16 protein-coding genes and 1 tRNA gene are annotated in these 23127 nt (G+C 40.5%); 5 read left to right on the plus strand and 12 right to left on the minus strand.

The window, feature by feature from the left end; translation table 11 throughout:
* Window positions 1-87 precede the first annotated feature (87 nt).
* The 4 genes from ACNORC_RS07520 to ACNORC_RS07535 are packed head-to-tail and all read right to left on the minus strand — an operon-like array spanning window position 88 to window position 8538.
* Entirely contained in the window at window positions 88-1185 is a 1098-nt protein-coding gene (locus ACNORC_RS07520; RefSeq protein ID WP_418335007.1) for a GNAT family N-acetyltransferase, read from the minus strand.
* A complete protein-coding gene (locus ACNORC_RS07525; RefSeq protein ID WP_418335008.1) occupies window positions 1182-2267 on the minus strand; it encodes a DUF3419 family protein in 1086 nt (361 codons plus the stop codon). Before ACNORC_RS07525 ends, ACNORC_RS07520 begins: the two co-directional genes overlap by 4 nt.
* Window positions 2268-6650: an aminotransferase class III-fold pyridoxal phosphate-dependent enzyme gene (locus ACNORC_RS07530; protein ID WP_418335009.1), complete on the minus strand. Its 4383-nt coding sequence runs from the start codon at window positions 6648-6650 to the stop codon at window positions 2268-2270.
* Window positions 6640-8538, minus strand: a complete 1899-nt coding sequence (locus ACNORC_RS07535; RefSeq protein WP_418335010.1) for an efflux RND transporter permease subunit — start codon at window positions 8536-8538, stop codon at window positions 6640-6642. The genes ACNORC_RS07530 and ACNORC_RS07535 overlap by 11 nt, the downstream gene beginning before the upstream one ends.
* Before the next feature lie 438 nt (window positions 8539-8976).
* Between ACNORC_RS07535 and ACNORC_RS07540 the strand changes: the two genes are divergently transcribed.
* The 3 genes from ACNORC_RS07540 (at window position 8977) to ACNORC_RS07550 (ending at window position 11509) form a co-directional block, all read left to right on the plus strand.
* A complete protein-coding gene (locus ACNORC_RS07540; protein ID WP_418335011.1) occupies window positions 8977-9783 on the plus strand; it encodes a response regulator transcription factor in 807 nt (268 codons plus the stop codon).
* Between the two features lie 166 nt (window positions 9784-9949).
* A tRNA-Pro gene (locus ACNORC_RS07545) sits at window positions 9950-10024 on the plus strand.
* Between the two features lie 216 nt (window positions 10025-10240).
* Entirely contained in the window at window positions 10241-11509 is a 1269-nt protein-coding gene (locus ACNORC_RS07550; protein WP_418335012.1) for a site-specific integrase, read from the plus strand.
* Between the two features lie 486 nt (window positions 11510-11995).
* On the opposite strand, the gene ACNORC_RS07555 is transcribed toward ACNORC_RS07550, so the two are convergent.
* From ACNORC_RS07555 to surE, 3 genes are all read right to left on the minus strand, one after another.
* Window positions 11996-12541, minus strand: coding sequence for a hypothetical protein (locus ACNORC_RS07555; protein WP_418335013.1), 546 nt, complete (start codon window positions 12539-12541; stop codon window positions 11996-11998).
* Entirely contained in the window at window positions 12532-14208 is a 1677-nt protein-coding gene (locus tag ACNORC_RS07560) for a hypothetical protein (protein ID WP_418335014.1), read from the minus strand. Before ACNORC_RS07560 ends, ACNORC_RS07555 begins: the two co-directional genes overlap by 10 nt.
* A gap of 500 nt (window positions 14209-14708) precedes the next feature.
* Window positions 14709-15449, minus strand: a complete 741-nt coding sequence (surE, locus tag ACNORC_RS07565; protein ID WP_418335015.1) for a 5'/3'-nucleotidase SurE — start codon at window positions 15447-15449, stop codon at window positions 14709-14711.
* Window positions 15450-15594: 145 nt separating this feature from the next.
* Between surE and ACNORC_RS07570 the strand changes: the two genes are divergently transcribed.
* Window positions 15595-16512: a diacylglycerol/lipid kinase family protein gene (locus tag ACNORC_RS07570; protein ID WP_418335016.1), complete on the plus strand. Its 918-nt coding sequence runs from the start codon at window positions 15595-15597 to the stop codon at window positions 16510-16512.
* Between the two features lie 24 nt (window positions 16513-16536).
* Here ACNORC_RS07570 and ACNORC_RS07575 read toward each other — a convergent pair whose 3' ends face one another.
* Together ACNORC_RS07575 and ACNORC_RS07580 are read right to left on the minus strand one after the other, a co-directional pair.
* A complete protein-coding gene (locus ACNORC_RS07575; protein ID WP_418335017.1) occupies window positions 16537-16935 on the minus strand; it encodes a response regulator in 399 nt (132 codons plus the stop codon).
* Window positions 16932-18881 (minus strand): sensor histidine kinase, encoded by a 1950-nt coding sequence (locus ACNORC_RS07580; RefSeq protein ID WP_418335018.1) that lies wholly within the window; start codon window positions 18879-18881, stop codon window positions 16932-16934. Before ACNORC_RS07580 ends, ACNORC_RS07575 begins: the two co-directional genes overlap by 4 nt.
* A gap of 237 nt (window positions 18882-19118) precedes the next feature.
* On the opposite strand from ACNORC_RS07580, the gene ACNORC_RS07585 reads away from it, so the two are divergent.
* Window positions 19119-19769, plus strand: a complete 651-nt coding sequence (locus ACNORC_RS07585) for a c-type cytochrome (RefSeq protein ID WP_418335019.1) — start codon at window positions 19119-19121, stop codon at window positions 19767-19769.
* Between the two features lie 89 nt (window positions 19770-19858).
* Here ACNORC_RS07585 and ACNORC_RS07590 read toward each other — a convergent pair whose 3' ends face one another.
* The 3 genes from ACNORC_RS07590 to ACNORC_RS07600 are packed head-to-tail and all read right to left on the minus strand — an operon-like array spanning window position 19859 to window position 23122.
* Entirely contained in the window at window positions 19859-20182 is a 324-nt protein-coding gene (locus tag ACNORC_RS07590; RefSeq protein WP_418335020.1) for a hypothetical protein, read from the minus strand.
* A gap of 6 nt (window positions 20183-20188) precedes the next feature.
* Window positions 20189-21616: an NADH-quinone oxidoreductase subunit N gene (locus tag ACNORC_RS07595; RefSeq protein WP_418335021.1), complete on the minus strand. Its 1428-nt coding sequence runs from the start codon at window positions 21614-21616 to the stop codon at window positions 20189-20191.
* 18 nt (window positions 21617-21634) lie between these two features.
* Window positions 21635-23122 carry a complex I subunit 4 family protein gene (locus ACNORC_RS07600; protein ID WP_418335022.1) on the minus strand — a complete coding sequence of 496 codons (1488 nt, stop codon included), beginning with the start codon at window positions 23120-23122 and terminating at the stop codon, window positions 21635-21637.
* Window positions 23123-23127 lie beyond the last annotated feature (5 nt).

Consider the following 23127-nt stretch of genomic DNA (forward strand, 5'->3'; position numbering starts at 1 on the left):
GGAAATTTTATAAGAGGGGGAATGGAGGGAGTCTTAAAGCTAAGGAAAAATTATCTTTTTTGAGAGATTTATAAAAAGACTTTGCTGCTAGATTTTTGTAATGTCGAAGTGAGGTTCTGTATTTAACAGAGAGGTTTTTATTGAATTCCATTTTTCGGGATGCAGGCTGGAAACATATACAGAAGATTTAAGGGAGACAGAAAAAAAAGATTTAAATGCTTTGAGCAAGGGATCGTTTTGAGTTGAGCCATAGTGAATGAGATGTTGGCCATTTGATCTTGCCATTTTGTAGATATCAAAAAGTAAAGCTTTAAAAATTTCAGGATCATTTTCCCTGACCCAAACATCAGTTAAATAGACCTCATTAAAGGAACGGCCTGGTCTTGGAAGACCTTTGTTTCCTGTGAGTTTTGAAAGAAGGTTGTAAATAAAATAGATCAACAGGAATTTCTTTTTATAACGAAGTACCCTGGTGCGTTTTAGACCTTTCATGTTCCAGGCCCCGCAGATACCTACTAGCCGGTCTGCTTTATAGGCAAGAAAATAATCCTGGATGCTAAACCCATAGTTGCCGCTAATTTTTTTTTCAAAGCGTTCCCTATCGAAAACCTGGGCCAGATCTTTTTTTTCATTCATCACGCATTTTAAAATGGCCTTTTTGTCACCTTCCTCTGCTGTTCTAATGGTCAGGTCTGTTTTGAAGTCCTTTCGGCCGGTAATTAATAATGTCCTGGTGAGGGTTGGAGATAATTTCCTGAAGCCCGGGATGTTCCTGTATCTGTGGTTGCTGAAATAAGAATCAGCTTTCTTATTCCCTTCAAAAATAACGGTATACCCAATGCTTTTTTTCTGAAGGCAGGTGGAGATCATATATTCAACCAGTTGTTTATAGTAGCCTTTCCCTCTTTCCCGCGGCACAATACAGAAGTCTCCAAAGTAGGACAAAGTATGTTCAGTTTCATTGAAGTACCCTTGATACTGTAAATGCTTTCCAAAACCAACCAATTTATTGGAAACAAAAACACCGTAGTACCGATAATCCTGAGACCAAAGTTCGTTGAGCAAGAAAAGGTTTGGTGAACGGTCAAAGGAAATTTCAATGACGGGGGTTTTCATGGGAGATGCGGCCAGAATTTCCAGCATTTGATCGTTATAACTTCTATCCAATTCCCGTATTGTGATCATAAACCGTAAGCTTTAGCTTTTGCACCAATACCTGAATAAAAAGGGAAGCGGCATAACTCCCTATATTTTTTATTTAGTTCTGGTTCTATCTTCCGGAAATTTCCTGATGCCTTTTGGGTAAGCGGATCTTTATGAATGTAACGGAATAACCAGTTTGAATCGCAGGCATTTTTAGAAACTATTTTTTCTATAAGTCCATCCATCTCCTTTTCTTCCAGCCAGTCACTAAGATTTGAAAGTGAAAGGTTTTCGAAATTCAATTCTTTTGATTCTCCTATTTCTTCCTGAATAGAGCTTTTAACAAGCCTAAGTTTGTGAGCTTGAGACCTTAAATGCTCATAAGTGTCACGGTGAAGGTATTGTGGGTACGCCTGCTTAAATGGTATTTCTCCCAGCATATAGAACTGCAGGTAAAAATTTTTTCGCGCTGGTGTTCTGGTGAAGAAATCACGAAACCTGGAATAAAAAAAGCCTGCCATGTCTTTTCGCTCATTTAAAAGCCCCTTTGGATTGAGGCCTCTTCCCTTATATAGCTGTGGAGAGAAAGCTATCTTAAAAAGCCATTTTAGAACAGCCTTGTCTAGATAGCGGTCAAAATAGGTTTGCTGCTCCTTCGGGTCGTCAAGCTCCATGAATTTCAAGATCCTCTTTCGTCCCATTACTATGGTCGCAAACCTGCAAAAGAATCGGATATATTTTTCAAATTTTCCCGACCATACTATTCCGTGTTCTATGTGCTTGAAATTTTCTTTCCAAAATTCCACATCCTCTTTCAGAAGCCCGGGAATAAGCTGATGGAAAAATATTTTTCGTTGTTGAGGGCTTGATCTGTTAAAGCCTAAGAACTCAGCAGCCTCTTCTGGTTGTAATTTCATCACAGCAGCTAGTTTTAAATTGCAAAGCCTTATTTGATTTAATGACATATCAACTGCCGTGACGGTAACATTTTCTAAAGCAATCAAGGAGAGAGGCACCTCACCAGCACTAGCCAGGCACAACAGGTTGCTGTTTGAAAGTGATAAGGTCTTCACTTCCAGTAAAGGATCATCCTGTGAGATACCGAAGTCGAACAAACTTTCCACCTATTGCGCTGATTTAAAATTTTTGACCAGATCGGTCTTACTAATAAAACCATGTTTCTGCGCTATTTTTTCAACGCTCTTGAAACCTTCATATGTTATTTCACCTCGTAGGTTAAAAGGAATGTCTTCAAAAACATTCAGGAATGTTTCAGCAAGGCAACATAAGGCAGTACCGGGAGGGGAGCAGGAGGTGAGCACCACATCCTGATCACATGGTAATTGTATTGAGGCTGAAAAAGGCAGTACAGTAACATTCTTCAAGCTTTTTATGTCAGTAGAAACCGCAGAAGGAATCGACAGATCGCAGATGACCACCGGTTTCTCCCTCGAAACATTAGCGGCAGTAATAATGGGATCATTGGTGTTTACAGCTACTAAGATGGCATCACACTCCCGTAATCGATGTAAAGAGGTATCTGCGGAAAAATCTATGGATGAATCGACAGAATATTCCGCGACCGACTTTTTTAGCCTTTCAGAAGCCTTTCCTATCAGGATGATCCTGGAAATGGAAAAATGATCTTCATAAAGCAGGCTTCTACAAAGTATTTTGCCAATATTTCCTGCAGCACCTACAACTCCTATAGTTAAGTTGTGGTCATCCAGGTGTTTCAGAACTGCACTTTTAAAGTTGTTATAACCTACAACAGCGGTAAGCGTATTTCCTGTCATTAACCTGGAATTAGAGGACTCAAGAAGGTTTTTGCCATTATTGGTCAGTATGGAGGTGTAACCACCAAGACCAATAAATTTTGCTCCTCTGTGACCGGCAAGATCAACGGCCTCCTGAATGCTTTTTATGACCTTTTTCTTTTTTGAAGTTCGGTGATATTTTTCCAGGCTTGCGGCATCTAATGGAATAACTACAGTGCTTAGGTGGATCTTCCCCTCGTACAGGTTTTTTGAGTAGGCGACAAAAGGTTTTAGATCCATTACTGTGGCCACTTTTTCAAAAAGTTGCCATAGGGCGGTATCTGAAGCAGCTATTAAAGATCGGGTTAGCATTCTCAACTCCTGTGTAGGATAGGCAAAATGTACAATGAAGGCAACCTTCACAGCTCCCGGGGCAGGAGTTTCCAAACTGCAGTCCAGATAACCGTATTCGGGGACCTGTCCTTTGTTATCCTCGTAAGGATCCTCATTGATCAGGTGTTTTATAAGATGATAAAAATCTCCTTTTTGCAGGCTAAGGCAAAGGTCTTCAATTGCAGAAAACATTTTTTCCAGATCCTGTTTTTGGATATGCACAGAAGGTTCTATCCTTAGAACATCGGGTGCGGAAAGCGACGGGAGGATCCTGAGCTGGTGCCTGTTTAGTAAATAGGAAGACAGTACGTAGCCAAGCAGCTTTTGTTCTTGCAAGACCCGCAGGAAGAGGTCATTTTTAAAAGTTCGGAATTTTATGCCCAACATTAGTCCCTTCCCATTTACAGAATGAATTATTTCAGGATATTTTGCCTGAATTCCCCGAAGACCTGAAATAATTTTTTCACCTTTTATTTTTGCCTTTTTTGAAATATTCTCTTCTTCAATGATCTTGAGGGTTTCCAGCGCCGTAAAAGCCGCAAGGCTCCCATTGGAAAATGTGGAGACATAGTATTTTCCAAACTTCTCGTGGTACCGGTTTTTTTCTATTGAAATTGAAGCTATTTTTTCAAAATTTCCGCCAAGAGCTTTTGAAAATAGATAATAGTTGCCTTCATAATTTTCACTTGCCAAAAAAGAGCCGGTCCTGCCAAGTCCACACTGGATCTCGTCAAAGATGATAGGAAAATTCATTTTGCTTATAACCTCAGGTAAAACAGGGTTTATTTCCCTAATGCCACCTTCTCCTATCACAGGCTCGAGCATAGCCCCAATAACAGCAGGGAAAGAATAATCTTCCGTTTTGACTACACCTTCTTTTTGTATGAGCACTTCAAGCTTAATGGCAGATCTTTGAAAAGCATTTTCCAATTGACTTTCAAGATCCTCAGAAGTGTCATCAATAAAAATGGATCCAATAGGGAGAATGCCTTTGAATTTGTTCCGGTTTTCCTCGTTTCCCATGAGGCTGCGGGCAGAAGAAGAGTTCCCATGAAAACCGCTTTTATTGCTTATCATGAACAGCCGGGAATTTTCTATTATTTGATTATTGAGCCTCCAGGTTTTCCTGAAAGCTTCGGGTGCTAAAAATGCAAATTGGAGCCTTTGTTTTTCTTCAAGCTTCTCGAGCTTTTCCTTCCACTCCAGGTAGGCGTGGTGAATGGCCATATCCACTACTTCAGAACCAGTAGACCCAAACAAAGTGTAGAAATTTTTTCCCGTGTACTTGGAAAGCAGCAAGTTGATCTTTTGTGCAAGTTTTGATGGGTAATATTGATCACTAAACTGGTCAGATAAAGGAATCTGCCCGGAACTCAAAAAATCAATGATGCGGCTTCGCAGTCTCTCATTATTATGCCCGAGTAAATTGGAGCCGTAACCTCCGGTAAGGTCAAGTATTTTACGTTCGTTTTTTTTAGTGACCAGGTGATCACCTTCCGCAGTACTATAAGAATAATCCATTTTTAAAGCAGTAAGCATTTTTCCCAGGAATGGATTATGGAACCTGGTGAAATCGGTTTCCCTGTCTGTGATCTTTTTTAAGTCAGTAATACCCGCGCTCGACGTATTGTCTGATGTCAGTCGGGTGATCAAATCTCCATAGACACCGGATATCTTGTTTTCTGAAATTACACCTTTGGCATTTAAAACCGGATCTAAGCGTCCCACTGCAAATCTTTTGATGGTCTTATGCTGAAAGTCTAAAGGATCCAGCGTTTTGTAGAGCCTTTCGTTGATCATCTCGATCATGTGCTCAAGAGATTTTTGGCTTTTGGTGCCGGGACTTTTATCATCCTGAATCAATAACGCTGCCAGGCCGGGCCTGAATTTGAGGGGGAAAAGTTTAATACAAGCACATGTATGTTTCAGCTCCGGGTAATTCTCAAGTACTTTCTTTACTACAATTTTTACCCCAAATTCATCACTCAGGTAATCCTCTTTTTCCCTTTGACAATAAATCAATTGATCGTCCTTATAGCTTACAATGTCCCCAAGAAAAATGTACCTGTCTTTAAATTCCTTTTTTTCATCCTGTAAAAGCCAGCTTCCGCCGTAACTGCTGTACATGTACAGCCGGTAATCTTCTTTGTTCTCCCTTTTCTTGAGGCCCAGGGAAACACCTGGAAAAGCAGATCCCAGGCTTTTTCCAGGTAGATCTTTTATTACTGTTGAGGTGATCTGTTGGGTTTCGGTGGTGCCAAGGGCATTATGTACCTTTAAATTAAAGGCCTCAAAAATCTTCAGTTGTAGCTCCTCATCCAGGGGTGCTCCGCAGGAAACCAGGGTCTTAAGGTTTTTACTTAATGAAGTTTTTAAATCTGGAAAGGTTCTGCTCATCTCCAGCAGTAACCTAAAGACTGCCGGTCCTCCCGTAATGTGCTGGGGTTTGGCCCGGCCTAAAAAATATCGGACAGTTTCAGGTCTTTCTGTGAACCAGTCAGTATTGATAAGAATTATAGGCTGCCCGAGGTAAAGACCATTCATGAAAGTTCTTATGCCCATTGTATGGGTGAAAAGAGGGGTGAAGCTACGGCCTCCCAGTTTACCCGGTGCAAAAAGTCCGGCAGCTTTCCATGCAGACAGGTTCCTTAGAAAAGCTCCATGTTCATAGGCAATTATCTTTGATGCTCCCGAGCTGCCCGAAGTAGTGATCAACAGTGCAATATCTTCTGAAGATACTTCTTCAAAAATGGCTTTGGCAGAAGATTTTTCGGAAGCTGAAAGAAGTGGTTTTCGGGACCTGAACAAAGCATCGAGATCAAGATCTTTACAGCTGTCTATGACGGGAATATTCTTTTTACCACTAAAGTTTCTTAGTTCTTTCAAAACCAGCTTCTGCCTGTGCTTATGCGCAAGTTTAGAAAGTTCTGCTTCCGGAGTGATTACAAAATCAATATCAATCTGGTCGAACCATTTTTGTAGATCGGCTTGCTCAATGTACATAGGTAGAAAAACCCGGGCACCGTAGGCCGCCAGAGCAATGAACAGGATTGCTGTATAGGCTTCACTATTTGTTTCAACACTGGCAAGAAATACTGTATCTCCTCTGCGAATATTGGTTTCATCAAATTTCTGGAAGAGATTAAAAACGATCTGTTTTAATTCGGCTAAACTAATCTCGATCAGTTCTTCTCCCAGATGGCTTATGATAAGCCTGGAGGCCGGGTCCCGGTGAGGCAGGTCTTCAAATAAAAGTTGACCCAAATTCCGGACTCCTGTAGTGTTTTCCTGAAAACCGTTTCCAAGAATAACATCAAAATATTCGGTCTTATGACGATCGATCACTTCAGTTTTCATGGCTCACAAATTTTTGAAGTATGGAAGGCAATACCAGGAGGTCGAGGATCAATGCAGAGATAATGGCCAGTATGCTCAGGAAACCAAAGTATCTAACTGGAGGAGCTTCAGAAAAAAGAAAGACAGAAAACCCTCCCGACAAGACTATAGACGTAACTAAAATACCTGGTCCGGCTTTTTCCAAAGCCATTTTCCAGTCATTATTCTTCCTGAACCAGTACATGTAATGGATCGTGTCATCTACAACGATGCTTAACAAGAGGCATCCTATGGGAATAGTTACCATATCAAGTCTTATATTCATCCAGCCCATAAAACCCAGGATTATAATAATTGGCAACAGGTTCACCAGGATTGCTATAATTGAGACCTTCCAATTTCGCAGAAAGATGAGGAAAACGGCAGAAATGAGAGCGACCGCCCAAAAAAGACTCTTTTTAAAGCTGTTAAAGAGATCAGTAGCTACCCTGGCATAAAGCGTCATAAAACCGGTGATTTCCGGTTTTCCGTTCTTGAAAGTACTGCTTGAAATTTTGTCGATCCTTTGGATGAGGTCCAATCCTTCAATTGTAGACATGAGTGGTACTAAAAAGGAAATTCTGAAGCTATGGGGATTTGATTTTGACTGATAACCCAGTTTCTTTTTACTCACAAAAGGCGGTATTTGCCGGTAAGAGAGTACAGCACCAATTTCGGGAAGCGAATAAACACTATCAGTCCATTTTACTATGTCCCGTGACTCTAATTCTGTTGTCTCGACCACATATTCCAAAGGAAAATAAGGCCCGACATTGGACTCTATAAATTGATGGTCCAGATAAGCCATGCTGTCCTTTGAAAGTACCGAAAGGCTGTAAATCTCAGCCTTCAGCTGGAACAAACCAGGAAGACTTACAAGTATTACAGCCAGCAAAGAGACTAACGTAATGCGAAAAGGTATATGCCCCAGCCGCCTTGTTACTTTGAAAAGCTTTTTAGGAGAATAATTATTCACTTTGGGATAGAACATGCAAAAAGCAGAAGCCAGAACTCCAAACAAACCTGACAGACCAAGAAATGCAAAGTCTCGCAACAAGGTCGTATCACTAAAAGCAAAAGCCATAAAGCCGAAAGAGGTTGTCAGGATCACCCATAGACTTGGAATTAGCACCCCACGAAAATTTCCGTTATGAGCTAATATATGTATTGACAAAGAGGTGCTGTAGAAAAAGATGATGACAGGTATGATGGTATGGGCAATACCAATAGGAACGTTTAAAAGGACTGCACCATAAATTATGAAAGATACGCCTCCAAGTCCAACTAATAAGGTTTGAATAATGGCCTTCCATGATCTTAATATGATGATAAGCAGGCCTAAGAGAATTAGAAAGCCTGTAAGCATATAGCTTGAGGTATTGGATCTTGTCTGCTGGTTTATCGCATCATGAATGACTCCGGTACCGGCCAGATGGTATTTCCAGTTGGTTTTAGAGAAGGTTTTATGAACTGAATGTATTAGCTCGGGTCTGTTAGGGTTAAGAAATGATTTCGGTTCAAACCTAATGATGTATGACTCAAGATTAGGCAGCCCTTCATTTTTATGCTCTAATATGGGGAGTGGCCATTTTGAAATGCCAATTACACCTTCAAATTCCTTGATGTTTTCTAGATGCTTATTCAGATCCTTTTGAGGAATTTCATCGCTTTCCTCAAAGGTGAGGATCAATAAGGCATCCGAGCTGAAGTCGGTTAAGAATGATTTGTACTCCTGAAAATTTTCTGAATGCTGAGGTAACCATCGGCTTATAGAATTGTCAAAGGAAAGATTTGGCAATAAAAAATAGCTACCTCCAATTAGAAGAAGTATCGTGAATATTCTAATATGAAAGCCGGTGGAAGAAATCATAGTTGAATAAGCTTGCCTACTAAAGATAGCTTTTTTAAAACTAAATTTTATGGTTTTGAAACTGTGTATCAAATCATTAAAGATGTTTTCGAGGTAAAAAAGACATCGTAAGTGACTTGCTGGAGGGGTTTTTAATAAACCCGGGCTCCTGCAGAAGCTATTCCGGTGCCATTTAAAATATACCTTTTTAAGGGTATTTTATTAGTTGTTAGCTGCACCTATATTAGCACCGTCAGATAATTGACTTTAGTTTGTGGTTACAATGCATGTGGAAGTTTGAGTAGGGGCTAACTTCCGGAATTTTATGTAGGGGTAAAAACGTAATGTGCATCCTATTTCCAGGAGCTATAAAAATTATTTGGCGCTAAAGCCTTCAGGATCTTCCTGGAGGCTTTTTTAATCCTAATATTTCCTATTTTTGGGTCAAAATCAAAATTGATGCAAGAGGATCTAAACAAGATCTTGAACTATTGGGAAGAAGTTTATTCCCGGCAGGTAAATAAATATCAGCCTTTTGAGATCTCCAACGACTTTAAAAAGTTCGCCTCTTTGTTCGCCCTTGGCAATTCGTATTTATACATAGTGAACCTCCATAATTTTTCACTTGAATATATCTCCGATTCGGTGAAACATTTTGTGAAAAAGGACCCTGAAAAAATTGTACTGGAGGACCTTTTAAAAACTTTAATACCGGAAGATCTGGAGAATATTAATCTTAGGAGTAAGGTTATAAGTGATTTTTACTATTCCTTTTTGGATAGAGATCTTGTTTTGTCCTATAAAAATATGTTCACTTATCGCATGAAAGATGCAAGTGGTAATATTAGGACCATGTTGTATCAGGCTTTTCCGCTTAGTGTTCTGGAAAATGGAACACCGGAACATGTTTTCTGTATCCAAACAGATGTTTCCCATCTTAAAATGACCAGTACAAGTGCGGTCTCATTTATAAACATGAATGGTGGAAAATGTTATTACAACGTAAATGTTTCCGGAGGGAAGTTTGATCCCGCAGCCTGTGAAGAGGAAAATGGGGATCTTGCCCGACTACTATCAGAAAGGGAGAAACAAATAGTCATCCGATTTTCCAAAGGACTTAATGCGGAACAGATCGCAGAGGAAATGAATCTCTCTCCACATACTATTAAAACTCACAGAAGGAACATTTTGAAAAAAAGCGGCTGTACCAATACAACTGAATTGGTAGCCAGGTGCCTTACCAGCGGAATAATTTCTCCGGGGTAGATTTTTTAGAGGAGAACCACCTCAGAAATATAGACATTTCCCGGTCCAGGTTTTAACTTCATCTTTTAATTTAAAAAAGACTGAAATTTAAGTTGAATACTGAGGTCTTTTATTATATTTGCAGCCGCTTAACGGCCTATTAAGGTTTTGGGCGAAAATTGAAATTCGGGGTGTAGCGTAGCCCGGTTATCGCGCCTGCTTTGGGAGCAGGAGGCCGCAGGTTCGAATCCTGCCACCCCGACGAACCTCCATATTTGGAGTATTAAAAACCCTGTAAGTCTTTGATTTACAGGGTTTTTCATTTTTAGTGATATCATTTAATATCATCTAAAATGGTAAGTTTGGTGAATGATTCGGTGAATGATTTGTTACACCAAATTCTCTATCTTTCTAAGGCATAAAGTTGAAATTTTAGCTCGTCTGCAATTAATCTATTGTTCAACTAAAGACGTTCAAAATGCCTGATTTTACTACATTCTCCGTTCTTTTCTTCGTTAGGAAAACTAGCGCAGACACTTCAAAATTTTCAATTTATGCACGAATTACTGTAGATGGAAAACGTGCAGAAATTAGCTTAAAAAGATCCATTCCGGTGAATAAATGGGACCCAAAAAAAGGAAGAGGAAGAGGATCTGCTCAAGATGTACGAGTTTTAAACCAGTACTTGGACCAGGTCTATACCAGATTACTTGAATGCCATAAGCAGCTCTGCTCTGAAAACAAGAAAATATCTGCCCTAAATATTAAAGCCCGGTATTTGGGCAATGATAAGGAACATAAGAGCCTCTTGGAGCTTCTCAAGTACCATGATACTCATATGAAGACCATTCTCAAGAAGGGGACCCTTAAGAACTACGGAACAACCAAAATTTATTTAAAAGAATTCCTGCTAAAAGAAAAAAAGACGAATGATCTGCATCTAAGCGAGATCAACTACCGGTTTATCACTGACTTTGAAAACTTCCTGAGAACCTTTTCAGCAAAAATCAGCCGGAAAACTTGTGGAAACAATGGAACCATGAAGCATTTAGAGCGGCTAAAGAAAATGCTCAACCTGGCGGTTAAGATTGGGTGGATGACAAAAAATCCTTTTGACAGTTTTAAATTTAGATTCGAAAAGTATGAGAGGCAATATTTATCCAAAAGAGAGCTTGAAATTTTGCAGACAACAACCTTTACCCGCTCTTCTTTAGAAAAGGTGAAGGATATTTTTGTTTTTTCCTGTTACTCCGGCCTTTCTTATGTTGATATAAAAGAATTAGCACCTGACCAGATAGTAAAAGGAATAGATGGAATAAACTGGATTTACACCAAACGGCAAAAAACGAACGAAACGGTAAAAGTTCCACTTTTACCCAAAGCCCAGGAAATTCTTTCTTTATATCTAAGTAAGGATAGCCTCTCTGACTCAGAACCTATTTTTCCTGTTTTCTCTAACCAGAAGGTGAACAAATACCTGAAAGAAATAATGGATCAGCTCAATATTAAGAAGACCATCACCTTTCATTCAGCCCGTCACACCTTTGCTACAACAATAACTTTATCTAATGGTGTTCCCATAGAAACAGTTTCAAAACTTCTTGGCCACACTAAACTTTCAACCACACAAATTTACGCACGTGTCCTGGAAACAAAAGTCAGTTCAGATATGCTGCTGTTGAAAGAAAAAATGGATAAAGCGAACGAAGCGCAGCGAAGTGCTGCAAGCCCAAATCTACCGAACTAATACTATGTTGTGAGGCAAGATTGGCTGTCTTTTCGTTCCTATTGGAAAATTTGACGCAAAAATTCTCCTGTTTACTGAGGCTTCCAAAGGATTTGCCGCAAAAATTACTGAAGTGTTCATTATTTACCACATCCAAGCTACTGAAAACAAAGGGGAGAACCTTTACAACATCGCTCCGCGTGTTGTCCTCTTGCTTTCTCCTCTCTCTTACCTCAGAAATTAGGGGTTTCTTCTCTAAGCTTGAGAAAAAATTTTTTTAACCCCAGGTCCGGTAGAAAATTTGTCGCTTTTGCAAGTTAGAAGTTGACAATTCAATTAACCACTCATAATATTGAGTTACGAATCTCGGGATCATAAGAATTAATTTTGAGAGAATTATATTTTATGTAGAACTACCGTGAGTACCTTCTCCTGTTAAAGCTCAACAATTTTGCCGCTATTTGATATTCTACTTATTTTCCCTAGAATTGTTGTAAAATTTTATTCTTAATGTATAACACCTTCATTCCTGAACTGCACCTCATAAACTACCACTTTTTCATTGCTTATTTTTTCGATTAAATAAGTTTGAAACATAAAGTTTCTGTTACTGACAGGAACGTAATATTCATCGTATTTACTTTCTAATTTCTCTCTTTGTATTTTGTTGTACCTCAATCTCCAATTTTTCACTTTTTTCCCAATGTCTTTTTCCTCTGTAATAGCAAACTTTTTTATGTCGTCTAACGATAAAGTATCCCTTGAAAACGATTCTTTATGGACTAAAGGTGTTCTGTTTATTAAATTAAAGTTAATTCCATTTTTGTTTATAAATTTCTTCCCTAAAGCCTCGCTAAAAGTTCCGTTGTTCTTCTCAAATATTAAGTAAATAGTATCTTTTACTACAGTTTGGCCTTGACAAAGGAATGGTGTGACCAACAGGAAGATTAAACAAAATTTTTGAAAGGATGGTTTTTTCCGTGGCGTCATCTCTTTTACTTCTTTATGTAATAAATATACCCTGTTTTTTCTATCCAACACAGTTAAACACATTTATTACTGGTTTTAGCTTTGAAATTGACGATCATATTTCTTATAGCTATTCTTTTCTGTGCGGCAACTGCAGGATCAGGATCTAAATTTTTCCACGCTTCTGTGGAATTTTCATATAATCCTGTCTCTGGATCATATTGACCCTTTCCCATTAATCCTGTCCAAGCCAATGCCTCGTATAATTCTGAGGAATGCTGGTGATTATCATATTCTGAAATTGCTGATACTATAATGCTCCTATAGTGTTGTGAAATTTGCTGATGTTGCCATCCCGGATCCATTGATGTTGGGTCATTATTAGGATCGCCATCATTTAATAAAAAATAGTAAAAACGGGTGTAGTAATCATGAATGCCTTCATAGTTATTAATTAAAGAAGCTAGAAATTCATGATGAACCTGGCCAGGATTGTCATACTCCAACCAATTCAAAGTTGTTTCTGTAGTTCCTTCTCGTTCTGCACGCAAAACTGCGTCCATCATTTTTCTAAATACTTCGGCATGTAACATTTCATGGATAAATCCTGTGGCAACGATTAATTTAGGTTTGCCATGAATAGAGCTCGACAAGGAAGAATCGCCGTTAAATTCAATTTTAATAATGTTGTTGTCTGGCAAGTTTGTAACAGCCATAGCTGATATTTGCTCTGGATAATTTACCTCAAAATTTACATCATAACCAAACCTTAGATCAGCAACAGACATATCACCATCAAATTTTTGTAAGTAGGTTTTAAACGAAGAAGCTTTGCCCATGTCATCATAGACTGATCTCAAACAGGGATTATTTTTAAAATCTTCAGTAATAAAAACATGATCGTCAAAGAATTCTTCTTCATCTGGTAAAGGTAATAGGGGAGCAGTTAAATCTCCTTCAATTTTATCCACAGGTTCAAGAGGATCAGGTTCTCCAGTTCCTGTAGGTTCAGGTTCTGTGGTTGTGGTAACTGTTTCTCCTCCTGTTCCATCACCTCCACCACTTTCGGTATGACCTTCAGTTGTAACAGTAATGTAAGTTTGTGCATCATTTGTACAACCTACCTCCTTTTGATACAACCTACCATCATTATGAGTTAGAGATTCATAATAACATTGATTTCCAGCCAAATGATCTTCTTCTCCGTATGAACACCAAGTTTCAAAGGTTGGAGTGCAACTATCATCCATTTTATTTGAGGGTGGCTCTTGAATGTAAGAAATAGTAGGTGAACCTGCGTACGAAAATGATCGATGTCCATCCACTTTTTTGAAAGTTTTCATGTCATAGGTCAAGAGAAATGCTTTCACTTTATTAGATTTATCTTCTGCAATTACCAAATTTTGGAAAAAACCTCTTTCTTCGCCTCCACCTTTCACAAGAAATATATATGAGGTATAGTCTCCTTTTGAAATTTTTCGAAACCGGGTGGAGTCAATTTCAATACCATAGCTAATTCCCTGAGACGATTTACTTCTCATCTTACGTCGGTCTTGTGTAAGCTTTTCAATAACCAGTTGTAGGCCGGGTACAGTAGTCAACTCACTTGCCCCAGTATCTTCAATGGAGATATCCTGGATTATAATTAAATTTTCACTTATAACTAAGTCGTCTTGGGCAGTCGTAAATTCCTCTTTTTGACAAGCCGTTATGGTAAGGAAAAGTAGGGAGAGCAGGTGAATTTTCTTCATGTCTGTTTTTGTTGAAGTTATTATAACCTGCATTTAAGGTAGGGAGGCAGTGTTGTACTGCGGCAAAAATGCAATAACCAAATATACCAAGGTTCAATTGAAAAATTTTGAGGAAAACCGTAAACAATGTACGGTTTTACCAGATTTTAAATTTCCCGGTATTTCTTAGTAATAATATTTATTACATTTATGATGCAGATAAAGACAACTAATATTTTCTTTTTAAGTTCTTAAAATTTGGTGAATGATTCGGTGAATGAATCGATAACATACAGGACGAGGTGTTGTGGATAAAGGGATTAGATCTCTGAAGAATATCCTGCCACCCCGACTTAAAAGGTTCTGCATTTTTGTGCAGAACCTTTTTTTTTGTTTCTGTAATAGATGGAGGTCACAGGTTCCCCCGATGCTTCGGGGCTGCCACCCCGACAAAAAAGCCTTGCACGAAAGTGCAGGGCTTTTTTTTAGTCCGTGGCTTCGAGCTTGCCAAGAGGCGCTTTTTATTTAGACTTCTGTTTTTTAGCCTTTTCCGCAAAATACTCCTGGTCTGTAAGGTCCAGGATCATAGGAGTAATACTTGTCTTTCCATGGCGTACAGCCCAGCGATCTGTACCTTCTTCTACGTTTTCAATGGGAGTGACCGTAAACCAGTAATGTTGCCGGCCCATAGGATCTTTTTGATCGATCACCTTGCCGTCATAATGTCTAACTGACTGCTTCGCCCAAACAATCTCTCCTTCCGGATTCTGCGGAAAATTTATATTCAGCAGCCTGAGATCATTTTCGTGGATGACTTCTTCCAGGGCTGGTTTTACAAAAGTTTCTAAAGCTTCAAAATCAGGTTCCGTTTCGCCTACCGAAACACTTAGAGCGATTCCTCTTAATCCGAATAGAACAGCCTGTCTTGCAGCAGAGAGCGTTCCGGAGTGCCAGGCTGAGTTTCCTAGATTAGCACCAATATTTATACCGGAAAGTACCACGTCAATGCCATCAAATAAATGAGTTCCCAAGGCCACACAGTCGGCCGGGGTCCCGCTTACCCGGTAGGCCTCCATACCTTCAAAATGTATGGGCGAAGTTTTATAAGTTATAGGCTTGGCTGAAGTTATTGCCTGTCCCATTGAAGACTGTTCCACATCGGGTGCCATCACGATCACCTCACCATAATCTGAAGCAGCCCTGGCGAGGCAAGCCAATCCGGGGCTGTATATTCCGTCGTCATTAGTAACTAATATCTTCATAATTCAGCTTTTTTTAGTCTTTATAAATTACAAGAATTTCTGCGGAAGACCCTCCAAAAAGTAAATTTTGAGAGATTTTTAATATTCTGAATACCTGTAAACTGTGGAATTTGCATTTCCTTTAGTAAAGAATCAATCTGCAGTAATGAAAAAGGCTCAAATACTTCATAATCCTACTTCGGGAGACGCAGAGCATGAGAAGGATGAAATCCGGAAAATTGTGGAAAAGTCGGCTGAAGTTACCGCCTATTTGTCTACTGACAGGCCGTTTTGGGAAAGATTTGTCTCTAAAGATGCAGAGATAATTTTTGTCGCAGGTGGAGATGGTACGGTTCATAAAGTGGCAAAATTCCTCCTTTTTAAGGACAGGCTTCCTGCTTTGACACCTATATTTCTGATGCCTTACGGCACGGCAAATAATATTGCACACACTCTTCATATTCCTGAAAAGATCAAGGACCCCAGGTTGGTTTCTGATGCCGAATTGTTGCCGTTTGACGTGGGTAGGGTAAAAGGAGCACAGGGAATGGACCTGTTCCTGGAAGGAATGGGATTCGGAATTTTTCCGAAGCTTATAAAGGAAATGCGCGGCCGGGAAAAAGAAGATGGAACTCCTTCAGAAGAACTGCAACACACACTTAAACATCTGGTGAAACTGGTTGAACATTACGTGCCCGGGAAAGCAGAGTTTCAGTTTGATAACAACGAGGTAGAAGGCCATTTTCTTTTGGCGGAATGTCTAAATATTAACTTCATTGGTCCTAACATAAAATTAGCTCCGCATGCCGATCCCGGGGACGGACAACTTGACCTCGTGCTTATCCGCGAAGATAAGCGCGAGGAGCTTATCAGCTATCTTAAAAGTTTAATTGCGGGTACTGAAAAACCCGAAATTCTGAAGGAATTTACAGAAACTCACCGGGTGAGAAAATTAAAGATGAAGTGGTCAGGCTCTGATGTTCACGTGGATGATGACCTGGTAGAGGACTATAAAAATACCTTTTTGGAAGTGGAAGTAGATCCCGCTCAGTTGAGGTTCGTTCCGGGAAATAAGGAAGAATGAGTAAAATTCGTTATGGAGTAAGGATCAATTTTCTGGATCAATAGAATTTCCGAAAGCGATCTTTTCAAGGAGCTCTTTGGTAATGGGTTTGCTTATAAAGCCCTTTACACCTTCATAAGTTTTTGCCCGTTCCTGGTCTTTGGCGAAAATGGAAGAGGTTACAATATAGATTTCCGTTTGACAGTAGGTGTGTGGACAACTGTCTTTAATTTTATCCAGAAACTCCCATCCGTCAAGATGCGGCATATTGAGGTCTAAAAGTATAACATCTGGTTTTACTGCCTCATTCAGGCAGAATTCAAGAGCTTCACGAGAATCTGTGAACAGGTATTCCCTGTCAAAAAGGCCACTATTGCTTATCATTTTTCCGATAATGATCTTATAGATCTCATCATCATCAATTACAACAATAGATCTTCTCATTGAAAATTGATTTTAAAGGTGGTCCCGCTGCCAAGTTCGCTTTCTACCTCTATTTCACCTCCCATTGCTTCCACCTGATGCTTTGTAATAAACAGACCAATCCCGCGGGAATCTTGCAGATCGGTAAAGGTTTTATATAATCCAAAAAGTTTTCCTTTATTCTTTTGAAGGTCTATTCCAATTCCGTTATCTGAAATTTTGAGTGACCATTTATCATTGTTAAGCTTTTCTGCCTTTACTTCAATTTGAGGATTTCTGTTCTTATCGCTGAATCTCAGAGAATTCGATAGAAAGTTGAGCAGTACACTTTCCAGATAAGCTGAATTGAAGTAGATCCTGGCTTCTTCAGGCACATCAACAGAGATCTTCGCTTTCTTTTCCTGGATCCGCATTTCCAGGTTTTCAATGGTCTTTTCTACAAATTCAGAAATTTTTAAAGATTCTCTCTTGAGATCGGTCTTGTTCTGAATGGAGACCACTTCGTTGAGATGATGAAGGGTTTGGTTGAGATTGGAAGTTACCTTTAAAAGCAATTGAATGTATTGCTCTCTTTCTTCCGGAAGTTCTGAGGTTTGGTAAAGGTCAAGAATAGACTGAATATTGCTGGAATGCGACCGAAGGTCGTGAGAAATGATATAGGAAAAATTGACCAGCCTTTGATTCTGGTCTACCAGCATTTTGTATGATTTGTTCAGCTGGAGCTCCGCTTCTTTGTTTTTTGTGATATCCTCAACAATAGAGATGTGGTCTGAGGGTTCATCTCCGGGATTCCATAGAGGCGATACGGTCAACTTGACCCACACAATTGAGCCATCCTTCCTGATGCCTCTTTTTTCAATACTGTATTCCCTAATTTCACCTTTGAGCAACTGCTGCATTAACCGGTGGTTCTCCTCAATATCATCTGGATGGGAGATCTCCCTGTAGTTCATATTGGTGATCTCTTCTTCGGAATATCCTGAAAGCTCCCTAAAACGTTGATTGGTTTCAATAAACCTTCCCGATCTGGTATCCATTCTTGCCATTCCTACAGCTGCCTGGTTGAAGATCTTTCTAAAGCGGAAGTTGCTATTGAAGATCTCCACATTTTGTGCCTCTACCATTGCCTCCAGTTTTTGAGGTCGCTGCAGGATCTTCGTGGTCAGGCGGCCTAACCAGATGGCAACCATCAGGAAAAGAGCACCCAACGGTAAAAGACTCAAGAAAGGGGCAAATCTATTTTTTGGAGCTATATAGACTTTCCAGTTACCATCTGTAAAGACGATCTCTTCGGAATAGGCATCAGAAGGAATTTGGTCTTTCAAAAAGAAATTTTCCTCCCCTGTATCACTTATTTTGGAGAACTGAAATTTATAATCTTCGGTATTGATCTCATTGAACCCGGCTTGCTTTAAAAGGTTTTCAAATTTTATTATTACAGCCGAAAACCCCCAGAAGTTATCTTCAACAAAGACCGGTAGCCTTCCTATCACAGCCAGGCCACCCTGCTTGAGTTCAACAGGGCCTGCAAAATACATTTTTCGCTGTTCAATTGCCCGCAGCGCCTCTTTATTGCGGGTTTCATCTGCCAGGATGTTGTAATTAAGCGCCTCCCGGTTTCCCTCTAATGGGTAAACATGAGTAATAATGCCGTTTGGAACCAGTTGAATGGCATCTAAAGTTGGATTGGCCTCTAAAAGTTTTGGAGCCTTGGCCTCAAAATCGAAGATCTGGCCGTTATCACCTATTAATAGTGCCTGGCTTAAAGCCGCCGAATAACTGCTTTTGAGTGTTTGGGAAATATTATTCTCAATGATCTCAATAATCCCAAACATTTCCCGGTTTCTTTCTTCAGAAAGGATCTGGTATCGTTGCCAAAAGATAAAGGCCCCCAGGAGAAGTACTGTAAAAAAAACTAAAAATCCGGCCAATGCCGGCTTCTGGATGTTAGGGGTAGGGCGGTTCATGCTAAGTGGGACAATTCCGGTAGCAAGTCTACTTAAAATTATTGAATTTAGGAAAAGTTTAACGGATTAAACTCCTGATAACTGGTCAATAAGCGGTTCCAAAAATGCCATTTTTAAAAGGTATTTAAAGTGGCTGCCTGGGGGAAAACCCCCTAATTTTTAGTGCCCGGTAAGTTGATTGATTTTTCTGTAGATATTTGTAAGTTAGATGATTAAACCAACTAAACTTAAATTGAAATGAGAAAAAATTTAAAAATTAGAACTTATGGGGTTCTAAAAAGGGCTTTTTTTCCTGTCCTTTTTTTAGTGTTGTCTTCTTCTTTCTTTACCAGCTGTAAAAAAGAAGGTTACGCAAAGGTTCCTGATGAATCGGCTAAGGAAGAACTGGCGGCGATTCAGCAGGAGGACCTGGTAAAACGCGGGAAATATTTGGTTGCCAGTATTGGCTGCGGCGACTGTCATTCTCCCAAGCGAATGGGTAAAATGGGACCGGAAGAGGTTCCTGAATTAAAACTTTCAGGGTATCAGGAGGATGGAAAATTGCCTCCTATGGACCATGCAAATCTGAAGAATGGCTGGGTCCTTTTTAATCCGGACCTTACTGCGGCTGTAGGCCCATGGGGAGTTTCATTTGCAGCTAACATAACTTCAGATGAAACCGGAATAGGGAACTGGAGTCTTAAGCAATTTACAACTGCCATGCGAAAAGGAAAATTTAAAGGGATGGAGAACGGCAGGGATCTTTTGCCGCCTATGCCATGGCCTAATTTCGCAAATCTCACCGATAAGGACCTGGAGGCGATCTACAAGTATCTAAAAAGCACCAAACCTGTTGAAAATGTCGTTCCGGCTCCAATTTCTCCGGAAAAACTTGCCGGTCTAAAATAGCATTTTAGAGAACAAAAAAGCCCCGCACTCCTGCGGGGCTAATTCGTCCCGCGCCAACGGGACCGTCCTAAACTTAAACAAAAATCAATCTAAACTTTCTTCCAATATTGTGGGTGGGTATCCTCCGAAACCTGTTTCCAGTAATCGGGGGTAACCTTTCTATCATCAAAAGTCTTTAGCCTTCGTTCAAAGACCCAAACGGTTGGGTTAAAGACCATATCGGTCACCGCCACTGTATATAGTTGAGGATCCTCCTCCTTTTTTCTTTTTTCTTCTTCCAGCAACACTTCAAAACCATTGTGTTCAAGAAGATTCTTCAGGAAGTCTGCCCGTTCCTGTGGGATCTTCTTTTCTACAAAAGTGACTCTGGTGTCACCAATACTTCCAAAACTGTGTTTTCCTTCCAGTGCCATAACTTCTTATTTAAAAACTGCACTTAATTCGAATATATAGTCGTACAGCGGGCTGTACAGACCTAAGGCCAGGATCCCTATTACTGTTACAAGCAGTCCTAACTTCATATACAGCGGGTTCTTAAAGAACGGGATCGGGTTTTCATTTTTTCTTATGAACATTGCCCTTACTACCAGAAGATAGTAGTAAAGCGAGATCGTCACGTTTACAACAGCCAGAAATACCAGTAAATAATAACCTTCGCTGGCAGCCGCGGTAAACAGGAAGAATTTTCCGAAGAAACCTGCCACCGGCGGAATTCCTGCAAGTGAGAACAGGGCCAGCATCATGATGAGGCTCAACCTTGGATTGGTCCTATAGAGGCCATTATAATCATCCATATTCTCTTTTCCGGTTTGTGAAGAAATAGCCTGCACCACACCAAAGGCAGCGAGGTTTGAGAAAATGTAGATGGTCACAAAATAAACCACTGTGGCGGTGCCCAGCTGTGTACCTGTCATCATACCCAGAAGGATGAATCCGGCCTGGGCGATAGAGGAGTACGCTAAAAAGCGTTTCATGTTCTGCTGGCGCAGCGCAAAAAGGTTACCGGTGAACATAGTAACCACTGCCAAAACGTACAGCATATCTTCCCAGATGTGCATTAAAGGTTTCATTACGGTGAACAGCAGGATCATAAGAATAAAGGCTGCTGCTCCTTTGGAGATCACAGAGAGATAGGAAGCGATGCTGATAGGGGAACCCTGGTAAACATCGGCTGTCCAGAAATGGAACGGTACCAGAGAAATTTTAAATCCGAGGCCGGCAAAGAACAGAACGAATCCAAGAATTGTCAGGTTGGATGCAGTTATAGTCGGAATGATATCTTCGAAATAAATGGAGCCTGTAGTAGCATACAACATGGAGATCCCGAACAGGGATATTCCTGAAGCCAGAGCTGCTGAAAGTATGAATTTTATACCTGCTTCTCCAGACTGTCTTTTTAAGATCTCAAAGGCGGCTAATGCAGCTACCGGAAGAGTGGACAATTCCATTCCTATGTAGAACATCAGGAAGTCTCCGGCAGAGATCATGAAGTACATTCCTAAAAGGGAAGCGAAGAGCAGAATAAAGAACTCGGTTCCGCGTGACTGCTCATACATTTTTTTCTCCAGCCAATCGGCAGATTGCAGCAACAGGGTAAAGACTCCCACGTTAAGGATATTCTTGAAAAAGTGGATCATTTCATTGCTTCGGAACATTCCGCCGAACAGGCTACTTTCCTGAAGTGGAAGGAAACCAACGGCAGTGTGAATTCCGAAGAGAAACAGCGCCAGGTGCAGCATGCTGCTTTTCTTGCGTTTTGGAATAAAGATCTCGGCGGCAATCAGCAGCAGGATGATCACTAAAAGCAGGATCTCATGCCGCATCATTAAAAAATTACTAAGGTTCATCTCTGTCTTTATTAAAGTCTATAAAACTCCCTGTATAAAAGGTTGAATACTTTCCATGATCATATCGCTGATCCACAATGGAGCAACTCCAATGGTAATTATTGGAATTAGCAACAATAGAATTCCGGTCTTTTCATACCAGGTAGCGCCCGGCAATTCCAGATAGGCCTCATTCTTAACTTTTCCCATCAACATGATTCCCACCACCCGCAGTACATAAACTGCAGTTACAACGATAGCTGAAATGGAAATTATAGTCGCAACCCTATAGAACATGCTGTCATGCTGGAAGGCGCCCATAAAGATGTTCATTTCGGCCACAAATCCACTGAATCCCGGCAGTCCTAATAAGGCTAATCCGGCGATCACATAGATCACAGAAATGAATGGGATCACTTTGAGCAGTCCGCCCAGTTTGGTAATATCCCGGGTATGGGTCCTGCCGTAGATCATTCCGATCAGGGCAAAGAAAAGGGCCGTCATGAATCCATGGGAAAGGGACTGGAGAATGGCTCCATTCCAGGCAGTCTTGTTCAGCATGAGCAGGGCAAAACTTACCATTCCAAGGTGACTTACCGAGGCGTATGCGTTGATATATTTTAGATCGGTTTGTTTTAATGCTGCAAATGCTCCGTAGATGACTCCGGTGGCAGAAAGGATGATAAAGAACCAGGACCATTCCAGGGCTCCGGCAGGAAGCAGGAACATGGCTACTCTAAAGATTCCGTAGCCTCCCAGCTTCATCAATACTCCGGCATGCAGCATGGATACCGCGGTAGGAGCAGAGGCGTGTCCGTCAGGGGACCAGGTATGGAAGGGGAATAATGCTCCTAACACGGCAAATCCAACAAAGACCATTGGGAAGAACAGGTTTTGAGCTTCCGCAGGTATATTTACTTTCGCGATTTCGAGGATATTAAAAGTTAGAGCCCCACCATCAGCATTTGAATTGAAATAAATTCCCAGGATCCCCACCAGAAGCACGGCTGAAGCTCCCATCAACATCAGGGTAAGTTTCATGGCCGAATATTCTTTTGGGCCCGAACCCCAGATGCCTATGAGCAGATACATTGGGATCACCGCTACCTCGTAGAACAAGAACATGGTGAAAAGGTCCATAGAGATAAAGAATCCATACACCCCGGTTGATAATATGATAAGAGAGATAAAGAACTCTTTTGGCAGGTCTTCCATTTTCCAGGAGATAAATACTCCGGCGAGTACAATTATGGAAGTAAGCAAGATCAGCGCGACAGAGATCCCGTCAACCCCAATGTTGTAATGTATATTGAATTCTTTGAACCATACAAGATCACGGGTGAATAACATGATGCTGTCATTCACAGCTCTTTCCCTGAAGTAGGCAAAAAGAAGATTCAATGCCATTCCCAGCTGCAAAAGGCCTCCCAGCATTGAAACGAACCGGGCCTGCTTTAGATCTTTGGTGAAGACCAATGCAATTACAACCAGTACCGGAGCTATTACAAAAAGTGATAAAATATCCATGACCA

It is taken from the genome of Salinimicrobium soli, assembly GCF_048323655.1.
Classification (GTDB): Bacteria; Bacteroidota; Bacteroidia; order Flavobacteriales; family Flavobacteriaceae; genus Salinimicrobium; species Salinimicrobium soli.